The sequence below is a fragment of the Methanobacterium spitsbergense genome (genome assembly GCF_019931065.1).
Classification (GTDB): domain Archaea; phylum Methanobacteriota; class Methanobacteria; order Methanobacteriales; family Methanobacteriaceae; genus Methanobacterium_B; species Methanobacterium_B spitsbergense.
The window spans coordinates 36,694-57,784 of the sequence record NZ_JAIOUQ010000017.1; the positions used below are offsets into that span (position 1 = coordinate 36,694).

Sequence of the window (21,091 nt, forward strand, 5' to 3'; positions counted from 1 at the left end):
GTTCTTTTAAGATAGAACCAAAGTATTTCCATTTAATATCACCATGAATTTGTTACAATAATGTTTCAATTAAATTCAGAACAATTTAAATCATCAATTTGTTAGAAATTTTAAATTCAAGTTTTCATGTGCTTGATTTATTTTACTATCTTCCTTATTATTAGTGAAGTGCTTTTGATACTAAAAAAGGTTATTGTTTAATGGGTATTGTAATCCATATCAATCCTAATTTTTATTAAATTCAAAAGTATACTTCAATGTTGGTTAATTAGTGTTAAATAATTTTATTTTAAAAATAATTGATTCTTCAGTTATATTATAAAAAAAATTTCGAAAATATAATATAAACTAATACCATTTTTAAAACAGTTTTTATCCATTAATTATAAATTTTAGGTTTATTTATTGGTTAATAACCAAAATACTTATATATTTTCCTTTATAAACTATATATTAACTGTTTAGGAGGGTGAAATGATGAAAGAACAAACGAAAGAAGTTAAATCACAAGTTGCTGGGACCATTTCCACTTTGATGACTGTGGCATTTGGTTTAATTGCTGCTCTGGCTTGGAACTCAGCTATTCAGGCAATTGTAAGCCAGTTATTTCCAAAAGGAAATGATATATTAGGGTTGTTAATTTATGCAATAATCATCTCAATAATAGCTGTTGTTGCTACCATAGTAATTGCTAGAGCACTTGGAAAACCACCTGTACAAGAAGTAAGAATAGTGGAATAGCACCAAAAAAAGGAATTATACCCTTTTTTTATCATTTTTTAGAAAAAATCTTTTAATACCTTAACTCAAAAATCTATTGGAAAAAAATAAATTACCTCAAATCTAAAACATTCCAATCTTCAGTATTAATGTTTATATCATCAAGCTGATCTTTAACCGACTTTTCAGGGCTGTATGGTAATATCTGACCATTTATATAAGGTTTTTTTTGGTTCAATGATCTTATGTTATCTTGTGCTGTTTTTTGCCAGAGTTCAAGCCAACCATTTATTGGTTGATTTAGAGATGTTATTCCATATCCAAGATGTTCATTCCATAAGGAGTTTCTAAAACTTTCAATAGAATTTTTTGAACCTTTATTATCCAAGATCATAACATTTATTTCCATACTTCTATGAAATTTTGAATCAAAAAATCCTTTAAGTTCATTTACATGGGTTAGAGATGTACCATCCAAGTTTGCTGTGCCCACAGTAGCCCATATATCATCAATTACAGCAGCTTTAGTATGCACATAGATTGGTTGTATTTCATACTGATTCTCTCCCCATCCTGAAGACCATAAACTGAAAAAACCTATCTGTGGATGTTTCAAATTATCTTCAGTATTTTTAATTCCAAGTTTTTTAATTGCCTTATTCTGCCATTTCTTATATCCTGGTAACTCAGGATCTTCATTTATCAAAAATATAACTTGAAGATCATCGTTGAATTTAATTACATTTTGTAATGCTTTCAATATACTGTTGTTGGTAAAATACTGATTTTCAAGGTATATAAAATCCGATGCTTGTGCTATTGCCTTTCTATAACCTTCAAATATTCCCAACTCTCCCTTTTTAGTTAATGTGTCTTTTGTTACAGATCTAGCAATTTGAATATGGTCTTCGCCGGAGCTAATTGGGTGGAAACTTATATTGAGTTTATTTTTTCCATTGTAATCTTTAGATGAGATATAATTCCACATTTCAACAAATAATTCTTCAACATAATATACGGATCCGCCATTCAGTTTCACAGATATGTCATGAACTGGTCTTACAAGTTCAGGTTCCCGCCTTGGATCGTTAATTAAATGCATTGAAGTATCCCAATAATCTGGAATAAATGCAGATCCTATAACAAATGCTTCATAACCATCAACAATCAAGGTTTTTGCATGCATCACATGGAGACCATTGGACTTAAATCCCCTGACTTCAACCCCTGTTGATTTGAATTTGTCCTTAATTTTTTTTAATGAATCAGTTAGTGTAAGATTTTCATTTAAAATTATTTTTACATTGACCCCTCTTTCATCTGCATTTTTTAAAACATCAACAAGAACATCCTTTGGAGATAGATCATCATCTGAATTAAATGTAGCAACAAAATCCGGGTCAAATTCAATTTGCGATAGATACACATAGGATCTAGCATTATTGATCGACTTAACAATACATTTTAATTCTTTTTCATTATCAATTAATATTTCAAAATCATTATCAGATGTAAATCTTGACTTATCTGTACCACCTAATGTTATAAACCAGCCATTTGCCCAATTACGATTTATATGGATATCTTCAACTTTTTTTATTGGTTCGGATACAGCAGAGAACTTATCTGTTTTATAAAGTTCTGTAATATCTAACATATCTTTAACAACCAGCCAAATATCAGGTTTTTCATCAATAATGGTTTTATAATTGTTTGGTGAATATGTTATCCTGTAAAACCCATCTTTATCTGTTCTGGATTTACCTAGTTCATGATCAGGTATCAGTGAAACAGGTGAAACTTTATCTGCTAATTTTACTAGTTTGCTATTCATTATCGAAGCTTCTGTCTTCCCTTCCCCTTTCGCTACCACAACCAAACCCATAATAGGTTTGGCATTTTCATCTAAAATTCTTCCTCGAACTCCCATGTTGGGTTCTTCATTTGTTGTCATATTATCTTTGGACATCTTAAAGAAATTTAAATGGTTTTTTATAGAAAAAAAATTTAATTTATCCAGATTTATTTAATAATATTTAGATAAATCCCCTTGAAACGATCATTAAATCTGGATTATACGGAAATTTATCTTCTTCTCTTTTGGATGGTTCGTACAATCAGTAATATAATGGCACCAATTGCACCTCCAACTGCACCGATTACAATTGCAATGATTAGTTCTTGAGGAGTGTTAATTGGAACATATGTTGATAACTGTGAAGAAAATGTTGCAATAGCTCCTTTAAATAAGCTTAGTAACCAAAGAATTATTGCACCTACAACACCCATTAATGCTCCATTAATCATTCCATCAATTATTCCACTATATGAAATGTAACCAACAACTATTCCTGCAAGGAGAAATCCTAAAAGAAACCCCTGTAATCCCAATACCGAACCAAAACCTAGTATGGAGATAATTACAGTAAATATAATAACTAATATAAATCCTTTAATGATAGCACCTATATTTACCATGGATCATCTCCTAAATTAGTAAAAGATCATTTAATCTCTACTTTATGTTTAGCTTCCATTATTTTTGGAAGATCAACTGTTAAAACAGAGTCTTTGAATTTCGCTTTGGCTTTTTTTACATCAATTTTGGCAGGCAATACCATGGACCGTCTTGTTTCACCATAACTTCTCTCTTTTCTGAGATAGTTAGCTCCCTCTTCTTCAATTTCTTCATCAAACTTTGCAACAATTTCAATTGTATCTTCAGAAATGTCAACATCTACATTTTCCTTTTTAACACCTGGAAGGTCAGTAATTACCGTAATGGAATCGTCAGTTTCCATAATATCAACCAATGGCTTTTGAAAGGACATAGTATACTCTGATAGACTTTTCCCCAATTCTTCTTGTTTTTCTTTTATAGTATTCACTATATCTGTCAACACACTTTCTGTTGGGGTTTTCTTTTCTTCAAACTCTTCCTCATCACCAGTTCCCATTGCAATAGGTACGTCTTTATCTACCATTTTAATTCACACTCCGAAATAATTATTTTTTACTAGAAATCTTTCCTTTAACCTTTCCTTCAATTTCTTTAGTCTTTCCCTTAACTTCACCTTCTAATTTTTTAGTTTTACCCTTTAATTCACCCTTTAACTCTTTAGCTTTTCCTTTAATTTCACCTGTTTTTTCATCCATATAATCCCTCGATAAATAATCAACATCCTAATTCAACTTATAATATCTATATACATCCAATATTATAAATTTTTTGTAGAATGTTAAAAAAAATTTATTAAATCAAAAATAATTATTTTTATTCACTTTGAAGAAGAATTATTATCCAAATTCTGATACCATCCATTAGCTGTACTTTCTGTGAGTTTTGGAATAATAAGGCTTAATTGTATTGTAAGGAATGTGGGGCTAAAATAGAAGAAGGAAATTTCTGTCAAGAATGTGGTAATATTATTGAAACTGAAACTCCAATTAACAAAAAAAGTTCTAATGAATAAATTAAGAATAGATTAGCTTCGCAAAGAGAAAAATCAATTAATAACCCAAAACCAGTTCCTAAAGTAAGTCGCAAAGAAATTTTAATTGCATTTATTCTTATTTTAATAATAGCAGGAATAGGCGTGTTAGGAGGGCTTCTTTTCAAATGTTTAAAGGCTAATAGTTAGTATAATGGGAGTCTAATTAAAATAGTAATAACTGAATATATTATGAAATATAATGATTTATTAAGTAGTATTTAGTATTTAATATTTGGAGTTGTAGGAATGGTTAAAATTATTAGGAGTTTCAAAAATGGATTATTAAATAAGAGTGACCAATATCGTTATTATAAATCCGAATATATGCGATTAAAGGAAAAATTATCATCTGCTCAAAAAAAAATAAAATATCTTGAAACTAACATATTAAAAGGAGAGAATAACAACCGAAAGTTGCCCAAAAAGATAGAAGAACTAAAATTGGAAAATCAACATATAAAAGAGGATATAAAGGGAAATTCACATTATAAAAAACGTAAAAAGCTAGCAGATATCCGCACAAGCCATAATCGTGAGTCTTTGGAAAATGTTTCTATTGGAGAATACACTTATGGAAATCCTAAAATTAGGCGTAATGTAAAAAAAGGCAAGTTAACAATTGGAAAATTTTGTAGCATAGGTGAGGAAGTAACTATATTAATTGGAATGGGCCACCATCTATCTTATGCTACTACTTTTCCTTTTACAACTTTCCTGAAGATAAAGCCTCAGAACGTTGGAAAAACACAAGAAAAGTCTATACCCGAAGAGACTGTTATTGGTAATGATGTGTGGATTGGATATGGTGCTTTAATTTTATCTGGAGTTACAATAGGTGATGGTGCTGTAATTGGGGCAAGAACTGTTGTATCAAAGGATGTCGAACCTTATAGTATAGTGGCTGGTAGTCCTCTTAAACATTTACGTTATCGTTTCCCTAAAGATATAAGAGATATTTTAGTAGAGAAGAAATGGTGGGATCTACCAGAAGAGAAAATAGAAGAGTTAGTACCTTATCTTTTAGACTTAAACATTCATAATTTACTTGAAAAGTTGTAATTAACCAACTAATCAAAAAAAAATGAATTAATTTGAATAAATCAAACAGTAATGTTAATAAATCCAATCTAATTAGGATAGCAATAACTGAATATATAATGAAATATAATGAATTATTAGAGTAATTATGTTATTAAAATGAGGTTTTTTAATGGTTAAATGTCCTGATGTGGTATATATATAAATGATATCCTCCAGATTCACTTTTGCGGATAAATGTTTTACCATAAACTTTTAATAAAAAATCTTTATATTCTTCTGCTTTGGATCCATCACAATCAAATACTGTAATAAATTTACCATCTTTTTGTTTTCCACTTCTAAAACCTATGTCTAAGCCCTTTTTGATTTGGATATTTAATATATTCCTTGGGAGTTCTTCTGGAAGTTTCCAGAAACATTCCATGAAATATATTCTCCATTTTTACTCCAAGCATCTTCTGAAATGCTAGAAAATGGAATCTCTAAAAATTGACATTTTTTAATAATATCTTTCTTTCCAATAGACCAAACACTTTTAGCAACTGTTGGAACGAGGTTACTTGTTTTTAATTGTATGGGATATCCATTTAATCACCCTTCCATCCCAACCTAGAAAAGTTACTTCTTATCCTTATGTTCTTGGGTTACTAATTGATTCCAAATACGTGGTTTAACAGATAGTGTCTTAAAATCATTAAAAACCAGATCCTCCATCCATTGAGGTTTATAATATAAAGTATCACTTAACTCAATAGCCTTATCATATACTGATTTTAAATAGTCTCTCATTTCATGAGTTGGTTGGACCTTATGAGGATTAAATGGTAAAATACTGCGAACTCCATATTTGGGTTCCATTCCAATGTCAAAGATACCCCAAAATAACATAATCATTAATTTTATTGGAAACTTCATCTTACCAATATGAAGGAAGTTCTTTTTTTATTATGGTCCTGATATCCTCTGGAATAATTTTTGGAGATTTCATTCAGATCCCTCCAAGGAATTGAGACCTTCTATTATTACATCTTCAACACCCTGACTGAAAGATGGATATTTATTTTGATAATTCTCTTTAAAAATTAAACTTAATCTTAAACGTGATTTTTCTCTTATTAATACATTAAACGCATATTTACTATTGCTAACGCTCATTGTACTCTCCTAGTCTAATGTTCCAAAAACCTTTAATAGGGGAAAGAACCAACATTACTCTGTCAGAAGGTAAGGTCCTTTCGCCAAGGGCTATTTCTATCTTTTTTAATTTTCTTTTATTCTCTCATATTTCAACTCCATATCAATTTTATGTAGTCATTTTCAATTTTAAAGATACAAAAACTGCTAAATGCAACGATAATTAAGTTTAATAATAAAACGAACTGTATTAATTATAGAATAAGATAAATTTTAAAAAATAATTTATACCATGAGTATAATACAACAAGGTCTATAATATTTTATGAAGTATATTATGATTAAATAAAATCTATAATTACATAATAAACTATTAAAATTATTAATAAGTAATATATATACAAAGTAAAGGAATTTTACACTATTTTAGACTTATATTTTAAGAGGAGAATTAGATGAGCAAAGATAACATACCAGCAGACTATGATCACTTGAAAGAAGCAGAATGGCAAACCCGATGGGAAGAAAACCATGTGCATAGATTCATTGGTGATGGTACACGTCCAAGGTACATAATAGATACGCCGCCACCATATCCAACAGGCTCTATACACATAGGACATGTTTTAAACTGGACATTTATTGACATTATTGCACGTTTTATGCGTATGAAAGGTTATGATGTTATGTTTCCACAGGGATGGGACTGTCATGGATTACCAACAGAAGTTAAAGTCGAAGAAATAAATAATATCCGAAAAAATGATGTTCCTAGGGATGAATTCAGAAACATGTGTATAGACCTTACCCATGACAACATTAAGCAGATGAAAAGCCAGATGCAATCATTAGGTTTTTCACAGGACTGGTCAAGGGAATTTGTAACCATGACTCCCGAATATCGTGCAAAAACCCAGTTATCATTCCTTAAACTATACAATCAGAACTTAATATATAGGGCAGTGCATCCAGTTAACTGGTGTCCTCGTTGTGAAACAGCAATTGCATTTGCTGAAGTGGACTATAATGAAAACACAACATTTCTGAACTACCTGGAATTTCCAGAGACAGATGGTGAGGGTAAAGTAACAATTGCAACAACAAGACCCGAATTATTATCTGCATGTGTAGCTGTAGTTGTACATCCTGAAGATGAGCGTTATAAACATCTTGAAGGTAAAAATGTTGTTGTACCACTCTACAACAGACCCGTTAAAATAATTACAGACACCGATGTTGACCCTGAATTTGGTACCGGTGCTGTTATGATATGTACCTTTGGTGATAAAACCGATGTTTCATGGGTAAACAGATACGGATTGGATATAATAGAATCTATAGATGAAACAGGTTTGATGAAAGATGTTTCAGGTAAATATGTAGGACTCACAATACCCGAATGTAAATCAGCAATTATTGAAGATCTTAAGGATGAAGGATGTCTCATTAAACAGGAACCAACATACCAAAACGTTGGTCTTTGCTGGAGATGTAAAACACCAATAGAGATACTGGTAAAAAAACAGTGGTTTGTGGCTGTAAAAGAACTTGAAAACCAGATACTTGAAACCGCAGAAGAAATAGACTGGATTCCGGAACATATGAAGATCAGACTTCTAAACTGGACAGGTTCGATGGACTGGGACTGGTGTATATCGAGACAGAGATTGTTTGCTACACCCATACCGGTATGGTACTGTAATGAATGTGGAAAGGTCTACCTACCAAAACCTGAAGAACTTCCAGTTGATCCTTCGGTTGAAAGTCCCCCTAACAAATGCGAATGCGGGTGCAATAATTTTACAGGAGAATTCGATGTATTAGATACATGGATGGATAGTTCAATCACACCTATGGTAATTGCTGGATGGCCGTCACCCGACTTTAAAAAATACTACCCTGCAGATCTAAGGCCACAGGGGCATGATATAATAAGAACCTGGGCATTTTACACCATATTAAGATGCAAAGCACTTACAGATGAAAAACCATTCGAAAGGATCGTTGTTAATGGAATGGTCTTTGGAGAAGACGGACATAAAATGAGTAAATCTAGGGGTAATGTCATTGCACCCGAAGCAGTTGTTAATGAATATGGTGCCGATGCAATGCGGTTATGGTCAGCAAACAGCGTTCCAGGCTCAGATGTTCCATTCGACTGGAAAGATGTTAAAAATGGATATAAATTCCTTAGGAAATTCTGGAACGCCTTCAGATTCATAAACATGCATATTGCAGATTATAAAATGGTAGAATCAAACAGGGATTATTTAAACCCTATGGATAGATGGATTTTATCCAAACTCAACCAACTTGTGGCGGATGTAACAGAAACCCTTGAAACCTACAACTTTGCAGATGCAAGGAATAAAATACAGGCATTTGTATGGCATGATTTCTGCGATGAATATATTGAAGCTGTTAAATACCGGCTTTATGCAGATTCAGAGGATCTTCAAGCTTCTAAAGAGGCAGCCAAATACACACTAAAAACAGTCCTATTAACCTCCCTTAAACTCTTATCACCAATAACTCCCCATTTCACAGACGAAGTAAACCAGTACCTTGATGAAGGTAATGAAAGCATACACCAGGAAAAATGGCCATTAGCTGATAAAAGTCTTATGGACAGTAAAGCCGAAAAACTGGGTGAAACTGGTGTTAATATAATTGGAGATATTAGAAGATTTAAATCAGCAACTAAAAGACCATTAAACACTCCCATAAAATCTGCAACAATCTACACCACCGAATCAGAATTGTACAACGATTTGAAAGACCTTGAATCCGATATAATTGGTACAATGAGGATCAAAGAACTTAAAATTGAAATGGGAAAACCAGATATTCGAGAGAGGGTTGTTGAACTAACACCTGTAATGTCAAAGGTTGGTCCTGAATTTAAAAAGGATGCACCTTTAATTGTGAAGTACCTTGAAGCTAATGATCCCCATGAAATAGCTGAAACCATTGAAAGGGATGGAAAAATAGTAATCAACGGTCTCACACTAACCAAAGAATATGTTACAAGTCGTAAGGAAATTGTTGGAAGTTCAGGGGAGAAGGTTGAAATATTACACTCTGAAGAGTTGGATGTTGTATTGGAGATAGTGATCTAATGGAACTTAAGGTTCAAGCAGCCAGCAGAATGGACGGTATTGTTAAGGCCCCACCATCAAAGAGTTACACGCATAGAGCATTTATAATGGCGTTCCTTGCAGAGGGCACATCAAAAATAAATGATCCACTGTACTCTGACGATACAATGGCCTCTTTAAATTCCTGCAAAGCTCTTGGATCCAAGGTTGAAAAACATAGCTCATACTGTGAAATCACAGGCATTAATGGAAAACCTTCTACACCCGATAATGTACTTGACCTTAAAAATTCAGGCACAACTCTACGTATTTTAACAAGTATTGCAACATTGACAGATGGTTACACTGTTTTAACAGGTGATAAATCACTTAGAACCCGCCCAATGCAGGACATACTCAGTGCACTTAAACCCCTGGGTGTTACAGCCTTTTCAACCAAAAACAATGGCAAACCACCCATAATAATAAAAGGCGGATTTAAAGGCGGTGAAACTACAATAAATGGAAATGTAAGTTCACAGTTTATATCTTCAATTCTCATGGCCTCCCCTTATGCAGAAACACCAGTTCATCTCAATGTTAAAGATAAGTTCATATCAAGACCCTACGTTGAAATGACAGTTGAATTAATGGAAAAATTCAATGTAAAAGTTGAATATGAAAGGGAAAAAAAATCATTCCATATAGACCCTCAAATATACAGATCAACTGACTACACTGTAGAGGGTGATTATTCATCAGCATCTTACCTTATTGCTGCTGCTGCAAGTCTTAATTCAGAAGTCACCATCAAAAATTTAATGAAAAATAGTAAACAGGGAGATAAACTCATACTGGACATTGTGGAGGATATGGGTTCTGAGGTTAATGTTAAAAATAATGAAGTTAAAATATATGGACAGGGAAGACTCAACGGAGTTGAAGTAAATCTTAAAAATGCACCTGACCTCTTACCAACAGTTGCAGCTCTTGGTGCAATGGCCAAAGGAACTACATATATAACAGGAGTGGAACATGCACGTTTCAAGGAAACAGACAGAATACATACCTGTGCAATTGAACTTGCAAAACTGGGAGTATCAGTCACAGAAAAAGATGATGGACTCATAATAAGGGGAGGAGTTCATGGGGGAGTTGTTAAATCCCATATGGATCATCGACTTGCCATGGCATTTTATATTATTGGGTTGAAGGTGGGCAACGTCGTTATAGAAGATGCATCTGTTTACAATGTTTCCTTCCCAGATTTCCCTGAGATCATTGAAAAATTAATTGCAGGAACTGGAAAATGAAGAGAAAAAAAGAGCTTAAAATTGTTGTACTTGGATCATACAATTCTGGTAAAACAACCACCCTTGAAACCATATGTGAAAAAAAGGCAAAAATAGAATATAAAGGAACAACCATTGCCCTTGATTATGGAAATACCATAATAGACGGTGAAAAAGTACATATATTCGGATCTCCAGGACAGGAAAGGTTTGAATTTATGAGGGAAATATTATCACAGGGTCTTGACGGTGCAATTGTGGTAATAGATAGTTCAAAGGGCCTAACAAATGTTGATGAGGCAATAATCAACAAACTCAACCTACAGGATGTCCCATATGTTTTATTTGCAAATAAACAGGATATCAGTAAGAATATTATAGAACATCATACAATCAAACCAGACACACCAATAATCCCAACAGTTGCTACAAGTGGACATGGGGTTAGTGAAGGGCTTTTAACTCTTATAAAAATGATTAAAACTTAATTTGATAATTTTAATTATTAATAAATATACTAAAATTATATTATTTCCAAATTCATGTTATAAATGGAGTTGTTTAGTATACCTAGTAGGATCCAGATTATAATTGAAAGATTAGAGGAATTATACACTCTCAGAATATTTGAAGACAGTGACCCCTTCCGTGTGCTTATAAGAACCATATTATCACAGCGTACAAGGGATGAAAATACAGATGCAGCATCTGCTCTATTATTTAAGAAATTTTCAACTCCTGAAGCCATTGCATATGCTCCTGTTGATGAATTAGAAATTTTAATAAAAAAATCTGGATTTTATCGTGTTAAAGCCCGGCGAATTAAGGAAGTTTCACGCATAATACACGAAGAATATGACAATGTAGTGCCAGATGATCTTAAAGAACTTTTAAGTCTTCCAGGTGTTGGTAGGAAAACAGCAAACTGTGTTCTTGTCTACGGATTTCATGAAGATGCAATTCCTGTAGATGTCCATGTTCACAGAATATCCAACCGTATTGGGCTTGTTAACACTAAAACACCCGATGAAACAGAAGCAGAATTAAGGAAAGTTATTCCAAAGAAGTACTGGCTACCATTAAATGATCTTTTTGTTCAGTTTGGACAGAGCATCTGCAGGCCAATAGGACCAAAACATGAAATTTGTCCAATAACCGAGCTTTGTGATCACTACAATAAAATGGAAAATCCTTAAAAAAATTAGAAAAAGAGTAAGATTACTCTTGGAGAACAATTATGAATATATATGCATTTATATCCCTTTTTTCTTCCATAGTAGTCTTCTTTTTGGGTAATTACATTTACTACAAAAATCCTGACAATAGATTAAACCAATTGATAGCTATTCTATGTTTTTTAGTTGCTTATCTTTCATTTGCGGAGTATGGTTTACGAAATGCAGATAACATCACAAATGCCATCTTCTGGTCAAAAACAACCTTCATCTGGCCAATGTTGACACCGTTACTCTTGACAATAGTTCTAATTGTTACCAAGAGAAATAAAATTCTTAAAAATAAATTAATCATTATTTTACTCTTTCTTCCATCAACAGTAATATCATTAACAGGGTTACTTACAAATCAGTTAAATAATGGATTAACAAATGCATACTGGGGTTGGACAACAATACTCAACTTAAATTCCCCTATTTTATTATTAACAGTTCTATGGATAATTATACTCGGACTTACATCAATTATTCTGAGTTATATGTACTATAGAAAAAGTAGTGGTTCTGAAAAAATTCAGATAACCTATATTTTAATTGGCTTAACTGTGGTCTTGATTGTGAGTTTAATAACAGAATTAATTCTTCCACTCAACTCAATAGAATTCCCTGAATTAACCTACTTCTCATCAGCTTTTGGGTTATTATTCATATCTTATGGTGTAGCCAATTACAGGTTACCATCTCTTACACCAGAAATAGCTGCAAATGAAATTGTAAGAAATATTACTAATTTTCTGGTTATTACAGATTGCAATAAAAAGATAAACTATGTAAATCCTGTGGGTTTGAAATTATTGGGATATATTAAAAGCGAAATATATGGGAAATCAGTTGACTTGATCTTCCCAGAACACAATAAAATTCGTTCAAAGGATTTGCAACATAATGGTTACACAAAACATTTTGAAACAACATTAAATCTAAAAAATAATGATTCTATTCCCATCCTATTATCTGCATCTTCAATTTCTAAAAAAACCTCTCCAATTGGAATTTTATATATGGGTACAGACATACGGAAGAGAAAGGCTATTGAACAGCAAAAAAGATCAATTGCCAAACAAACAATAGCACGTCAGAGTGTACTACTTGAACTTTACAAGGAAGATATATCTGAACTTGAAAAAACCTTAAAACATCTAACTGAAACAGTGTCCAAAACATTAAATGTTGACCGTGTAAGTGTATGGTTCTTTAATAAAGAAAAAACTGTATTAACATGTACCGATATCTATATTCTAGATACAGATGTTCATGAAAATGGACTTAAGCTCATAGCACAGGATTATCCAAAATATATTAATGCACTTAAAAATTCACACAATCTCACAGCCGAAAATGCGCTTACACACCCTGACACAGCTGAATTTAAGGACAGCTATTTAAAACCTAATGGAATTATTTCTATGATGGATGTTCCAATATGGCTTCAAGGGGAAATGGTTGGTGTTCTTTGCCATGAACAAACCAAAAATATGCGAAAATATACCTTTGAAGAACAAGACTTCGCAGCTTCAATTTCATATATAATATCCCTTTCATTAGAAGCTTCAGAGAGGGATAAAGCCCAAAAACAGATTATCGATTCTCTTGAGGAGAAAAATGTACTGCTCAGAGAGATACATCACCGTGTGAAAAATAATATGCAGATTATTTCAAGCCTTCTAAGCCTGCAGTCAAGCACAATAGAAAATCCCGAAATGAGAGAAGTTTTCCATGAAAGTCAAAATAGGGTAAAATCAATGTCAATGATACATGAACAACTGTATCAGACAGATAACCTTTCAAAAATTGATTTTAAAATCTATATAAACGGATTGATAAAAAGCCTATTCCAGATATATTCTTCAAGTTTGAAGCAAATTAAATGGAATGTGGATGTTAAGGATGTAAAACTAAACCTTGAAACATCAATACCATGCGGATTAATAATTAATGAACTTATAAGCAACTCCTTAAAACATGCATTCAAAGAACGTGATAGTGGAAAAATAACTGTTAAAATGGACAGTTACAATAATTTAATCACACTAATAGTGGCAGATAATGGAATTGGAATTCCAAATAATTTTCAGATAGAAAATACTTCAACTCTAGGTTTGAAACTTGTAACAACTCTAGTTAAACAGCTTGATGGTGAGATGATTGTAAATAAAGAAAATGGAACATCATTTACAATTACATTTAAAGAAATCACTTATATGAAACGTGAATAATATTTAAAATATCATATTAATAGAAAAATTCTTTTTTTTTGAATAATACTCCCATTTAAAAAAATAATTAATTATTGGCTTTAAAAATAAAAAAATAATGTGCATTTTCTTTAAAATAAAGGTTTTAGAGAAATAGAAATTCTATTCTCCCAAGCTTGCTACTTCCCTTGCAAATGATTCTAAAACTTTCTTGGAGAGCCCCTCAACAAATTTCAGTGACCCTGCACATTCATGGCCTCCACCATCAATTCCAGCTTCAGGTATTTCATTAGCGAGTTTCCATACTATTTCATTCAGATTAAATCCAAACATTTCATTAACTGCATCTGTTGCCCTTATAACACTGAAGTCTGGCCCATATGCAAGTGTAATTATTGGTGTTTCCTCACCATATTTTTGAACAATATTATCATGTACAAATCCACAGGTTTTTCCAGGTGCAGGGAACGTAAATTTATGTGCATACTTCTCAACATCCAATACATTGAAAATAACTCCATTAGGAAGTTTTTGTGTTTTTAAATTTGGAAGTGCTGCCCTGAGCTGTGTTTGTACACGTTTCATAGATTCATTATAAAGGGCTGTAATTAGTTTTCCATGCTTTTCCTTGTTTCCAAGTCCTAATATGGTGTCAATTATACCCCTTCCATTCATAAATCTGAGATAGAATGCTTCGAAATCAACGCATGATGCAACTTTATCTAATTCATCCCTTGTATAACCCCTTTCAGCTGCAATTTCAATGTATTTATTAGCTTCATCAGAAGCTGCATGGTCTCCAACAGCAGCAATTCCTGGCAAATGCATGAGCCTTTCAGTTACCTCAGGATTTATCATGTTTGCAACCTCAACTGCTAGTGCTCCTGCTGTGATCTGTGAATCTCCACCAACAAGGTAGGGATTTACATGCACATCAACGTATTCATCCACTGCAACTGTACCATCAACTACTTCACCAGGGAAATGATGGTCTATAACAACTACTTCGATATCATATATTTTAACCTTCATTAAAGCGAGCATATCCTCTTCGGTTGATCCATTATCCAGTAACACTATTAATGGGAGTTTCTGGCCGTGTCTTTCAACATCTTCAAGAGCAAATGAAAGATCTTTCACTACATCTTCAATTTCATAAAATGGAGCTTTACTTGGTGCTCTTTTAAAGTAATGCCATTCAGCATCACTATTATTATTTGCCTCTTTTAAAAGTGGAACAACAGCCTTTTCTATTGCTACTCCTGCACATATTCCGTCTGCATCTGCATGGTGCCTTACAAGGATGGATCTTCCATCTAGTATTGCCCTTCTTATTGCTTTGGCAGCGTTGTGCATCATTGGTCGTAGTTTGTTAAGGGTTTCACTTTCTATTAAGAATTCTGTTTCTTCGGGCTCTGCTCTTTTATCTATTGCCTCATCAATAAGTTTCCTTATTTCAAGTGAATCTTTTCCTGTGAGCCTGTCAATTGATTCTGATTCTATCTGTATTTTACCTCCATGGAGGTTGACTTCACCCAGTACTTCGGCTATGTTTCCAGTGTTAACACCGGGATAAACCCTGACACCTGGTTCATCAAATGCAGCAGCCCAAGTTGTGCCGGTTTCATCTGCAATTGTGAATATAGTTGGCCCTGATGTCTGCTGGACTTGTACAACTTCACCAACAATCCTGACAGTTTTACCCATGAATTTGTTGTTGATATCACCTATTTTAGTACGTGAAATATTCTTTCTGAGTTTAATAATTTCATAGGAACCTTTTATTGTGGATGGTGAAAGATCCACCTCTCCTCTGGCTCTTTTAATTTCCATTACTTTTACAAAGAGTTCGTCTCCAACAGAATAATTGGGTGATCTTAATCTTAGAAGTCCAAATACCTTTTTTGAAAGACTTACAAATACTCCATAGTTTTCTACTCTTGTTATTTTACCCTTGTATTCGCTTCCTATTTCCAGGTCGTCCATATCGCAGGCTGGGTGGAGTATGTAGACAATGTCCTTAGGTTTACAGTCATTGCAGTAATCTCCATTTTCTAGGGGTTTTCCACATTTTCTGCAGACATTTAATTCTCCTTTTCCGTCACATGCAGGGCATTTTTCTGTTACTTCTATTTCGCCCTTACCATTACATGTTCCACATGGAACTTCCTGTTCCTCATCTAATTCAAATCTCTTGACAGCGTTAGCTGATACTCCTTTTATGTGATTTTTGAGATCCACTTCACTTTTTACACCGGTTCCATGACATTTTTCACATACCTTGTAACTTGTGACATTGTGACCTATACCTTTACATTCTAAACATTTCTTTATCATTCTTTACCTCTAAAAATTAGTATTTATATTAAATTATTTAAATTTACCCGGGTTTTGCTTAACAATTGCCTCTCTTTGGCTGTTAAAATCTGTTGCTTTATTCATAAACCCATTAGCATTACCCAGATGGTTATTAGCGTTTATAGTATCATTATTTATTAAGTATGGAATTGCGGTTTTAAGTTCGCTTGTTGCATTGAGTTTGGCATCTATCTCATCTAAAACATACTGCATGTAGTTTATGTATACTGTGTCATTAGAATTTGTAGCATATGTAAATCCCTGAGAAGCAAATGTTCTTGCCTGGTTAAATTCAGAAGTTGCATTATCACAGTTTGATAATGCCTCATCATAAAGGAACTTGTTTGTGTTGTAACTTGCATTATTAAAATATCCATCACCATTTTTTAGATGAAGGTTTATAGAAGTTGATAGTCCATCAATCTTAGAAGCATCTGACTGTATACATCCGCTTAAAAAAATGATTAATGTAATCAACCCTACAATTATAATCTTATTATCCATACTATCCTCTTTTAATCAATTCAATAAATTTTTTTTATATCCTTCTTTAAGTTATTAATGTTTGTTTTAATTTAAAGTTTTGTATACCTAATTATGAATAAAATATTTAAAATATTAAATTTAAAGAATTATTTTCAGTATTAAAGAAAAATAATATGTTTTTAATCAATAAACTAAAAAATTAATACTTATTTTATAATTTAGAGAAAAATTTTATGATAATTAATTTTGTTTAAATAACTGTTATTAATCTGAATTTGAAATTTAAAGCGTTTTCTTAAACTATTTATATTGTATTAATGTACTAATGATTATTAAGATAAAAAAATTTATTTGGGGAGTAAAATGAAGATTACAGTTATAGGGGCAGGATATGTGGGGCTAGTTACAGCAGCGTGTTTTGCTGAATTAGGTAACCATGTTTTATGCGCTAAAAAAACAGAAAAAAATTTAGAAAACCTTAAAAAAGGAATTTCACCTATATTTGAACCGGGATTAGAAGAAATTTTACAAAGAAATATAGATGAAAATCGTTTGCATTTCACAACAAACATCAAAGATGCGTTTAATTTCTCTGATGTGATATTTGTCTGTGTAGGTACTCCTCAAAGTGAAACAGGAGAAGCAGATTTATCTCAAGTAGAAGAAGTGTCAAGGGAAGTAGCTCAAAATATGGATGGATATAAATTAATTATTGAGAAGTCTACTGTGCCTGTTAATACCCATAATTGGATTGAAAAAACTATAATGAGATATCGAAGTGATGCAGTTGATTTTGATGTTGCATCTAATCCTGAATTTTTAAGAGAAGGTTCTGCAGTTATGGATTTTATGAATCCAGATCGTATTGTTGTTGGTGTAAAGAGTGAAAAAGCAAGATCAATATTTGAGGAATTATATAAACCCCTGACTGAACAAGGTATTCAAATAATCTTTGTAAGCCCTGCATCTGCGGAACTTATCAAACATGCTTCAAACTCATTTTTGGCAATGAAAATATCCTATATTAATATGATTGGTGATCTATGTGAAAAGGTGGGTGTTGACATCAAATCTGTTGCTGAAGGTATTGGAAGCGATATGAGGATAGGAAACCAATTTTTTGATGCAGGTATAGGATATGGTGGGTCTTGTTTTCCTAAAGATGTTAAAGCATTCATTAAAATTGGAGAAAATCATGGTCTAGATTTCAAACTTCTGAAGGCCACTGAAGATATTAATTTTAAATGTAGAGAAAATTTTCTAGAGAAAATCGAAAATATATTATGGATTAACAAGAATAAAAATATCGTTATATGGGGTTTAGCTTTTAAAGCCAATACAGATGACATCCGAGAAGCACCATCAATGGATATAATTAAGAGACTTTCCAATAAAGGAGCAAATCTTAAATTATATGATCCACAAGCTTCAAAGAACTTCCAAAAATATTTCCCTGAAGCTGAATCTATTACTTACTTCAATGATAAATACGAAGCAGTAAAACAAGCTGATGCCCTAATTATTCTCACAGATTGGGAAGAATTCAAAGAAGCAGATCTTAAATTAGTAAAAGACTTAATGCGGATTCCTATAATAATTGATGGCAGAAATATTTACAATAAAGAAGATATTAAAGATTTTGAATACTATGGTGTTGGAAGGAATAGATTTGATAGATTGGAGATTTCTTAATGAGAAAAGTACTTATTACCGGTGCAGCAGGTTTTATTGGAAGTCATTTATGTGATAAATTTTTAGATAACAATTCTAAAGTTGTTGGTATTGATAACTTCATAACTGGAGATTGGAATAACATTTCGCATCTTGAGGAAAACAAGAATTTTCAATTTATTGAAAAGGATGTAACTGAATCCTTTGAATTATCTGGAAAATTTGATCTGGTACTTCACTTTGCATGCCCAGCTAGTCCAGTTGATTACCTTAAACATCCTATTGAAACACTCAAAGTTGATTCTTTGGGTACATTCCATCTTTTGGAGATTGCTAAAGAATCTAATTCAAGATTCATTCTGGCATCAACTTCGGAAATTTATGGAGATCCAATTGTTCACCCCCAAAAAGAGGAATATTGGGGTAATGTGAACTCTGTAGGAATACGTTCAGTATATGATGAAGCTAAACGTTTTTCAGAAGCTTGTACTATGGCTTTTTACCGTGAATACGAGCTTGATGTACGCATACCTCGAATATTCAATACTTATGGGCCACGAATGCAGCTGGATGATGGGAGAGTTGTTCCCAACTTCATATCACAAGCACTTGCAAATGAAGATATAACTATATATGGTGAAGGTAGTCAAACCCGCAGCTTCTGTTATATAGACGATTTAATAGAAGGTATTTTCAACTTATCAATTATAAATGGACTTAATGGTGTGGTAATGAATCTAGGTAGTCAAGAGGAGTATAGAATTTTAGATTTTGCTGATGTAATTATTGAAAAATTGGATTCAAAATCCAAAAAAAAGTTTTTACCTCTACCTGAAGATGATCCTAAACAAAGATGTCCTGATATCAACAAAGCTCAGCGTTTAATAGGCTGGACAACAAAAACATCGTTAGATGAAGGTTTAAAAAATACAATAGACTATTTCAAAAATATAAATTAAAAAATTAGTAAGTTTAAAAATATTATTAAATTTTTTATTTTTAAAACTAATTTTGAATAATTTTTTGCAATTTTTTAATGTAAAATCGTGTTCAATGAAGATTATCTTTTTTTTCAACATTAAATTAATTTAAACAACTATTTGTTTAAAAAAAGAAATTTTGAGAAATTTAGTTAAAGTGCTATTGTGCAGTTATATATTCATCAATAATTAGAAATATTTTTTATTCTCTAAATAAAAAAAAAGGTTAAATAAATATGCTAAATTTTATTTTATCTAGTTTTATTAAATCTTTTATTCAGATCTCCATAGTCCATGGATTATACAGTATTCTTTAGCATATAGATTGTTTGTATTATCAACATTGAAATTTGCTTCAGGAGCATCCCCTGGTTTTAGAAAAACCCTTTGTGTTCCATTGTCGGTTATGATCTCTATCCATGCAATGTAATGTTTTTCTTCCATAGGGTGTGGTATTTCTCCAACTTTAACTTTAACACCGGTATCTGTTTTTTCAATGATGGGTATGTGTTTTTCTGCCCCAACACTCTTTGGTTTGTCGCTTAAAATCTCAAGCTCGGTACCACAACAGGCTGGTGTTCCACCGCCGACATAAATCAGTTCAAATATGTTCCCACAAGTATTGCATCGGTATATATCTCCTCTTTCTACCATTCTATCAGTACTCCTCGCTTAATATTTCATAATATTTAGTTGGGTGGTCGCATGCAGGACACTTATCAGGGGGTGTAAGTCCAGTGTGCACATAACCACATTTTGAACATAACCATTTAACTTCATGGTCTTTTTTGAAAACTGTACCACTTTCAACAGTATTTAGAAGTCGTTTGTATCTTTCTTCATGGTGTTCCTCTGCCCTTCCTATTGCACGAAGTCTTACAGCCATATCATCTAGCCCCTCATCGTCTGCAACATCCGCAAATTCAGGGTACATTTCACTGTTTTCGTAGTGTTCACCTGCTATGGCCGCAATAATATTCTCAGGCGTGCTTTGCATAATTAATGGAGCTTCAGCCTCAACAGTTATGGACTCAACATCACCTGTCTCTTTTCTGAGTTCCTGAATCATTCTAAATAACCATTTTGCATGTTCCCTTTCATTATCTGCAGTTGTTAGGAAAATTTCAGAAATTTGAGGGTAACCCTCATTTTTAGCTATCTTAGAATATAATGTATATCTATTTCTTGCTTGACTTTCACCAATGAAAGCCTTGGTTAAATTCTCCAATGTTTTTTTCATAATAGACACCTTTATTAATCTTTGTTGTTACTCTACTATAAATTTTTGTTTGGTAAATACGAAACATAATTTAATTGACAATTTAGTTATATTATATTTACCAGTAGTTTTGGGTAATTTTATTTTGAATTCTGTTTTAAATATCTTAAAATTATTAGATTAATAAAA

General features: G+C 32.4%; 20 protein-coding genes. 9 read left to right on the forward strand and 11 right to left on the reverse strand.

The window, feature by feature from the left end; genetic code table 11:
* The first annotated feature begins 477 nt into the window (after window positions 1–477).
* Window positions 478–741 carry a DUF5654 family protein gene (locus K8N75_RS13515; protein WP_223792581.1) on the forward strand — a complete coding sequence of 88 codons (264 nt, stop codon included), beginning with the start codon at window positions 478–480 and terminating at the stop codon, window positions 739–741.
* Between the two features lie 91 nt (window positions 742–832).
* Here the strand turns inward: K8N75_RS13515 and K8N75_RS13520 are convergent, their stop codons facing one another.
* From K8N75_RS13520 to K8N75_RS13535, 4 genes are all read right to left on the reverse strand, one after another.
* Window positions 833–2,674, reverse strand: a complete 1,842-nt coding sequence (locus tag K8N75_RS13520) for a phospholipase D-like domain-containing protein (RefSeq protein WP_223792582.1) — start codon at window positions 2,672–2,674, stop codon at window positions 833–835.
* A gap of 131 nt (window positions 2,675–2,805) precedes the next feature.
* Window positions 2,806–3,198, reverse strand: coding sequence for a DUF5518 domain-containing protein (locus tag K8N75_RS13525; RefSeq protein ID WP_223792583.1), 393 nt, complete (start codon window positions 3,196–3,198; stop codon window positions 2,806–2,808).
* A gap of 26 nt (window positions 3,199–3,224) precedes the next feature.
* Complete coding sequence (locus K8N75_RS13530; RefSeq protein ID WP_223792584.1) at window positions 3,225–3,704, reverse strand: Hsp20/alpha crystallin family protein; 480 nt, start codon at window positions 3,702–3,704, stop codon at window positions 3,225–3,227.
* Window positions 3,705–3,726: 22 nt separating this feature from the next.
* Entirely contained in the window at window positions 3,727–3,876 is a 150-nt protein-coding gene (locus K8N75_RS13535; RefSeq protein ID WP_223792585.1) for an LEA domain-containing protein, read from the reverse strand.
* A 584-nt stretch (window positions 3,877–4,460) separates the two neighbouring features.
* Between K8N75_RS13535 and K8N75_RS14200 the strand changes: the two genes are divergently transcribed.
* Window positions 4,461–5,273 carry a CatB-related O-acetyltransferase gene (locus K8N75_RS14200; protein WP_275952390.1) on the forward strand — a complete coding sequence of 271 codons (813 nt, stop codon included), beginning with the start codon at window positions 4,461–4,463 and terminating at the stop codon, window positions 5,271–5,273.
* Between the two features lie 148 nt (window positions 5,274–5,421).
* On the opposite strand, the gene K8N75_RS13545 is transcribed toward K8N75_RS14200, so the two are convergent.
* The 3 genes from K8N75_RS13545 to K8N75_RS13555 all read right to left on the reverse strand — a co-directional run bounded on the left by K8N75_RS13545 (window position 5,422) and on the right by K8N75_RS13555 (window position 6,410).
* A complete protein-coding gene (locus tag K8N75_RS13545; protein WP_223792586.1) occupies window positions 5,422–5,679 on the reverse strand; it encodes a bifunctional DNA primase/polymerase in 258 nt (85 codons plus the stop codon).
* Between the two features lie 194 nt (window positions 5,680–5,873).
* Entirely contained in the window at window positions 5,874–6,113 is a 240-nt protein-coding gene (locus tag K8N75_RS13550; RefSeq protein WP_223792587.1) for a hypothetical protein, read from the reverse strand.
* Window positions 6,114–6,239: 126 nt separating this feature from the next.
* Complete coding sequence (locus K8N75_RS13555) at window positions 6,240–6,410, reverse strand: hypothetical protein (protein ID WP_223792588.1); 171 nt, start codon at window positions 6,408–6,410, stop codon at window positions 6,240–6,242.
* A 434-nt stretch (window positions 6,411–6,844) separates the two neighbouring features.
* Between K8N75_RS13555 and K8N75_RS13560 the strand changes: the two genes are divergently transcribed.
* The 5 genes from K8N75_RS13560 to K8N75_RS13580 all read left to right on the forward strand — a co-directional run bounded on the left by K8N75_RS13560 (window position 6,845) and on the right by K8N75_RS13580 (window position 14,209).
* Window positions 6,845–9,508 (forward strand): valine--tRNA ligase, encoded by a 2,664-nt coding sequence (locus K8N75_RS13560; protein ID WP_223792589.1) that lies wholly within the window; start codon window positions 6,845–6,847, stop codon window positions 9,506–9,508.
* Window positions 9,508–10,779 carry a 3-phosphoshikimate 1-carboxyvinyltransferase gene (gene aroA / locus K8N75_RS13565; RefSeq protein ID WP_223792590.1) on the forward strand — a complete coding sequence of 424 codons (1,272 nt, stop codon included), beginning with the start codon at window positions 9,508–9,510 and terminating at the stop codon, window positions 10,777–10,779. The genes K8N75_RS13560 and aroA overlap by 1 nt, the downstream gene beginning before the upstream one ends.
* Entirely contained in the window at window positions 10,776–11,246 is a 471-nt protein-coding gene (locus K8N75_RS13570; RefSeq protein WP_223792591.1) for a GTP-binding protein, read from the forward strand. The genes aroA and K8N75_RS13570 overlap by 4 nt, the downstream gene beginning before the upstream one ends.
* Before the next feature lie 63 nt (window positions 11,247–11,309).
* On the forward strand, window positions 11,310–11,954 hold the full coding sequence (locus K8N75_RS13575; RefSeq protein WP_223792592.1) for an endonuclease III domain-containing protein: 645 nt from the start codon (window positions 11,310–11,312) through the stop codon (window positions 11,952–11,954).
* A 41-nt stretch (window positions 11,955–11,995) separates the two neighbouring features.
* Window positions 11,996–14,209, forward strand: a complete 2,214-nt coding sequence (locus K8N75_RS13580) for a histidine kinase dimerization/phosphoacceptor domain -containing protein (protein ID WP_223792593.1) — start codon at window positions 11,996–11,998, stop codon at window positions 14,207–14,209.
* Between the two features lie 141 nt (window positions 14,210–14,350).
* Here K8N75_RS13580 and K8N75_RS13585 read toward each other — a convergent pair whose 3' ends face one another.
* Together K8N75_RS13585 and K8N75_RS13590 are read right to left on the reverse strand one after the other, a co-directional pair.
* A complete protein-coding gene (locus K8N75_RS13585) occupies window positions 14,351–16,525 on the reverse strand; it encodes a DHH family phosphoesterase (RefSeq protein WP_223792594.1) in 2,175 nt (724 codons plus the stop codon).
* A 33-nt stretch (window positions 16,526–16,558) separates the two neighbouring features.
* The gene (locus K8N75_RS13590; protein ID WP_223792595.1) at window positions 16,559–17,050 is read right to left on the reverse strand and encodes a hypothetical protein; all 492 of its coding nucleotides are present in this window, start codon (window positions 17,048–17,050) and stop codon (window positions 16,559–16,561) included.
* Window positions 17,051–17,395: 345 nt separating this feature from the next.
* On the opposite strand from K8N75_RS13590, the gene K8N75_RS13595 reads away from it, so the two are divergent.
* Both K8N75_RS13595 and K8N75_RS13600 read left to right on the forward strand, forming a co-directional pair.
* Window positions 17,396–18,724, forward strand: coding sequence for a UDP-glucose dehydrogenase family protein (locus tag K8N75_RS13595; RefSeq protein WP_223792596.1), 1,329 nt, complete (start codon window positions 17,396–17,398; stop codon window positions 18,722–18,724).
* Complete coding sequence (locus K8N75_RS13600) at window positions 18,724–19,662, forward strand: UDP-glucuronic acid decarboxylase family protein (protein WP_223792597.1); 939 nt, start codon at window positions 18,724–18,726, stop codon at window positions 19,660–19,662. Before K8N75_RS13595 ends, K8N75_RS13600 begins: the two co-directional genes overlap by 1 nt.
* 294 nt (window positions 19,663–19,956) lie before the next feature.
* On the opposite strand, the gene K8N75_RS13605 is transcribed toward K8N75_RS13600, so the two are convergent.
* Both K8N75_RS13605 and rbr read right to left on the reverse strand, forming a co-directional pair.
* On the reverse strand, window positions 19,957–20,337 hold the full coding sequence (locus K8N75_RS13605) for a desulfoferrodoxin (protein WP_223792598.1): 381 nt from the start codon (window positions 20,335–20,337) through the stop codon (window positions 19,957–19,959).
* Window positions 20,338–20,341: 4 nt separating this feature from the next.
* Window positions 20,342–20,923 carry a rubrerythrin gene (gene rbr / locus K8N75_RS13610; RefSeq protein ID WP_223792599.1) on the reverse strand — a complete coding sequence of 194 codons (582 nt, stop codon included), beginning with the start codon at window positions 20,921–20,923 and terminating at the stop codon, window positions 20,342–20,344.
* Between the last annotated feature and the right edge of the window lie 168 nt (window positions 20,924–21,091).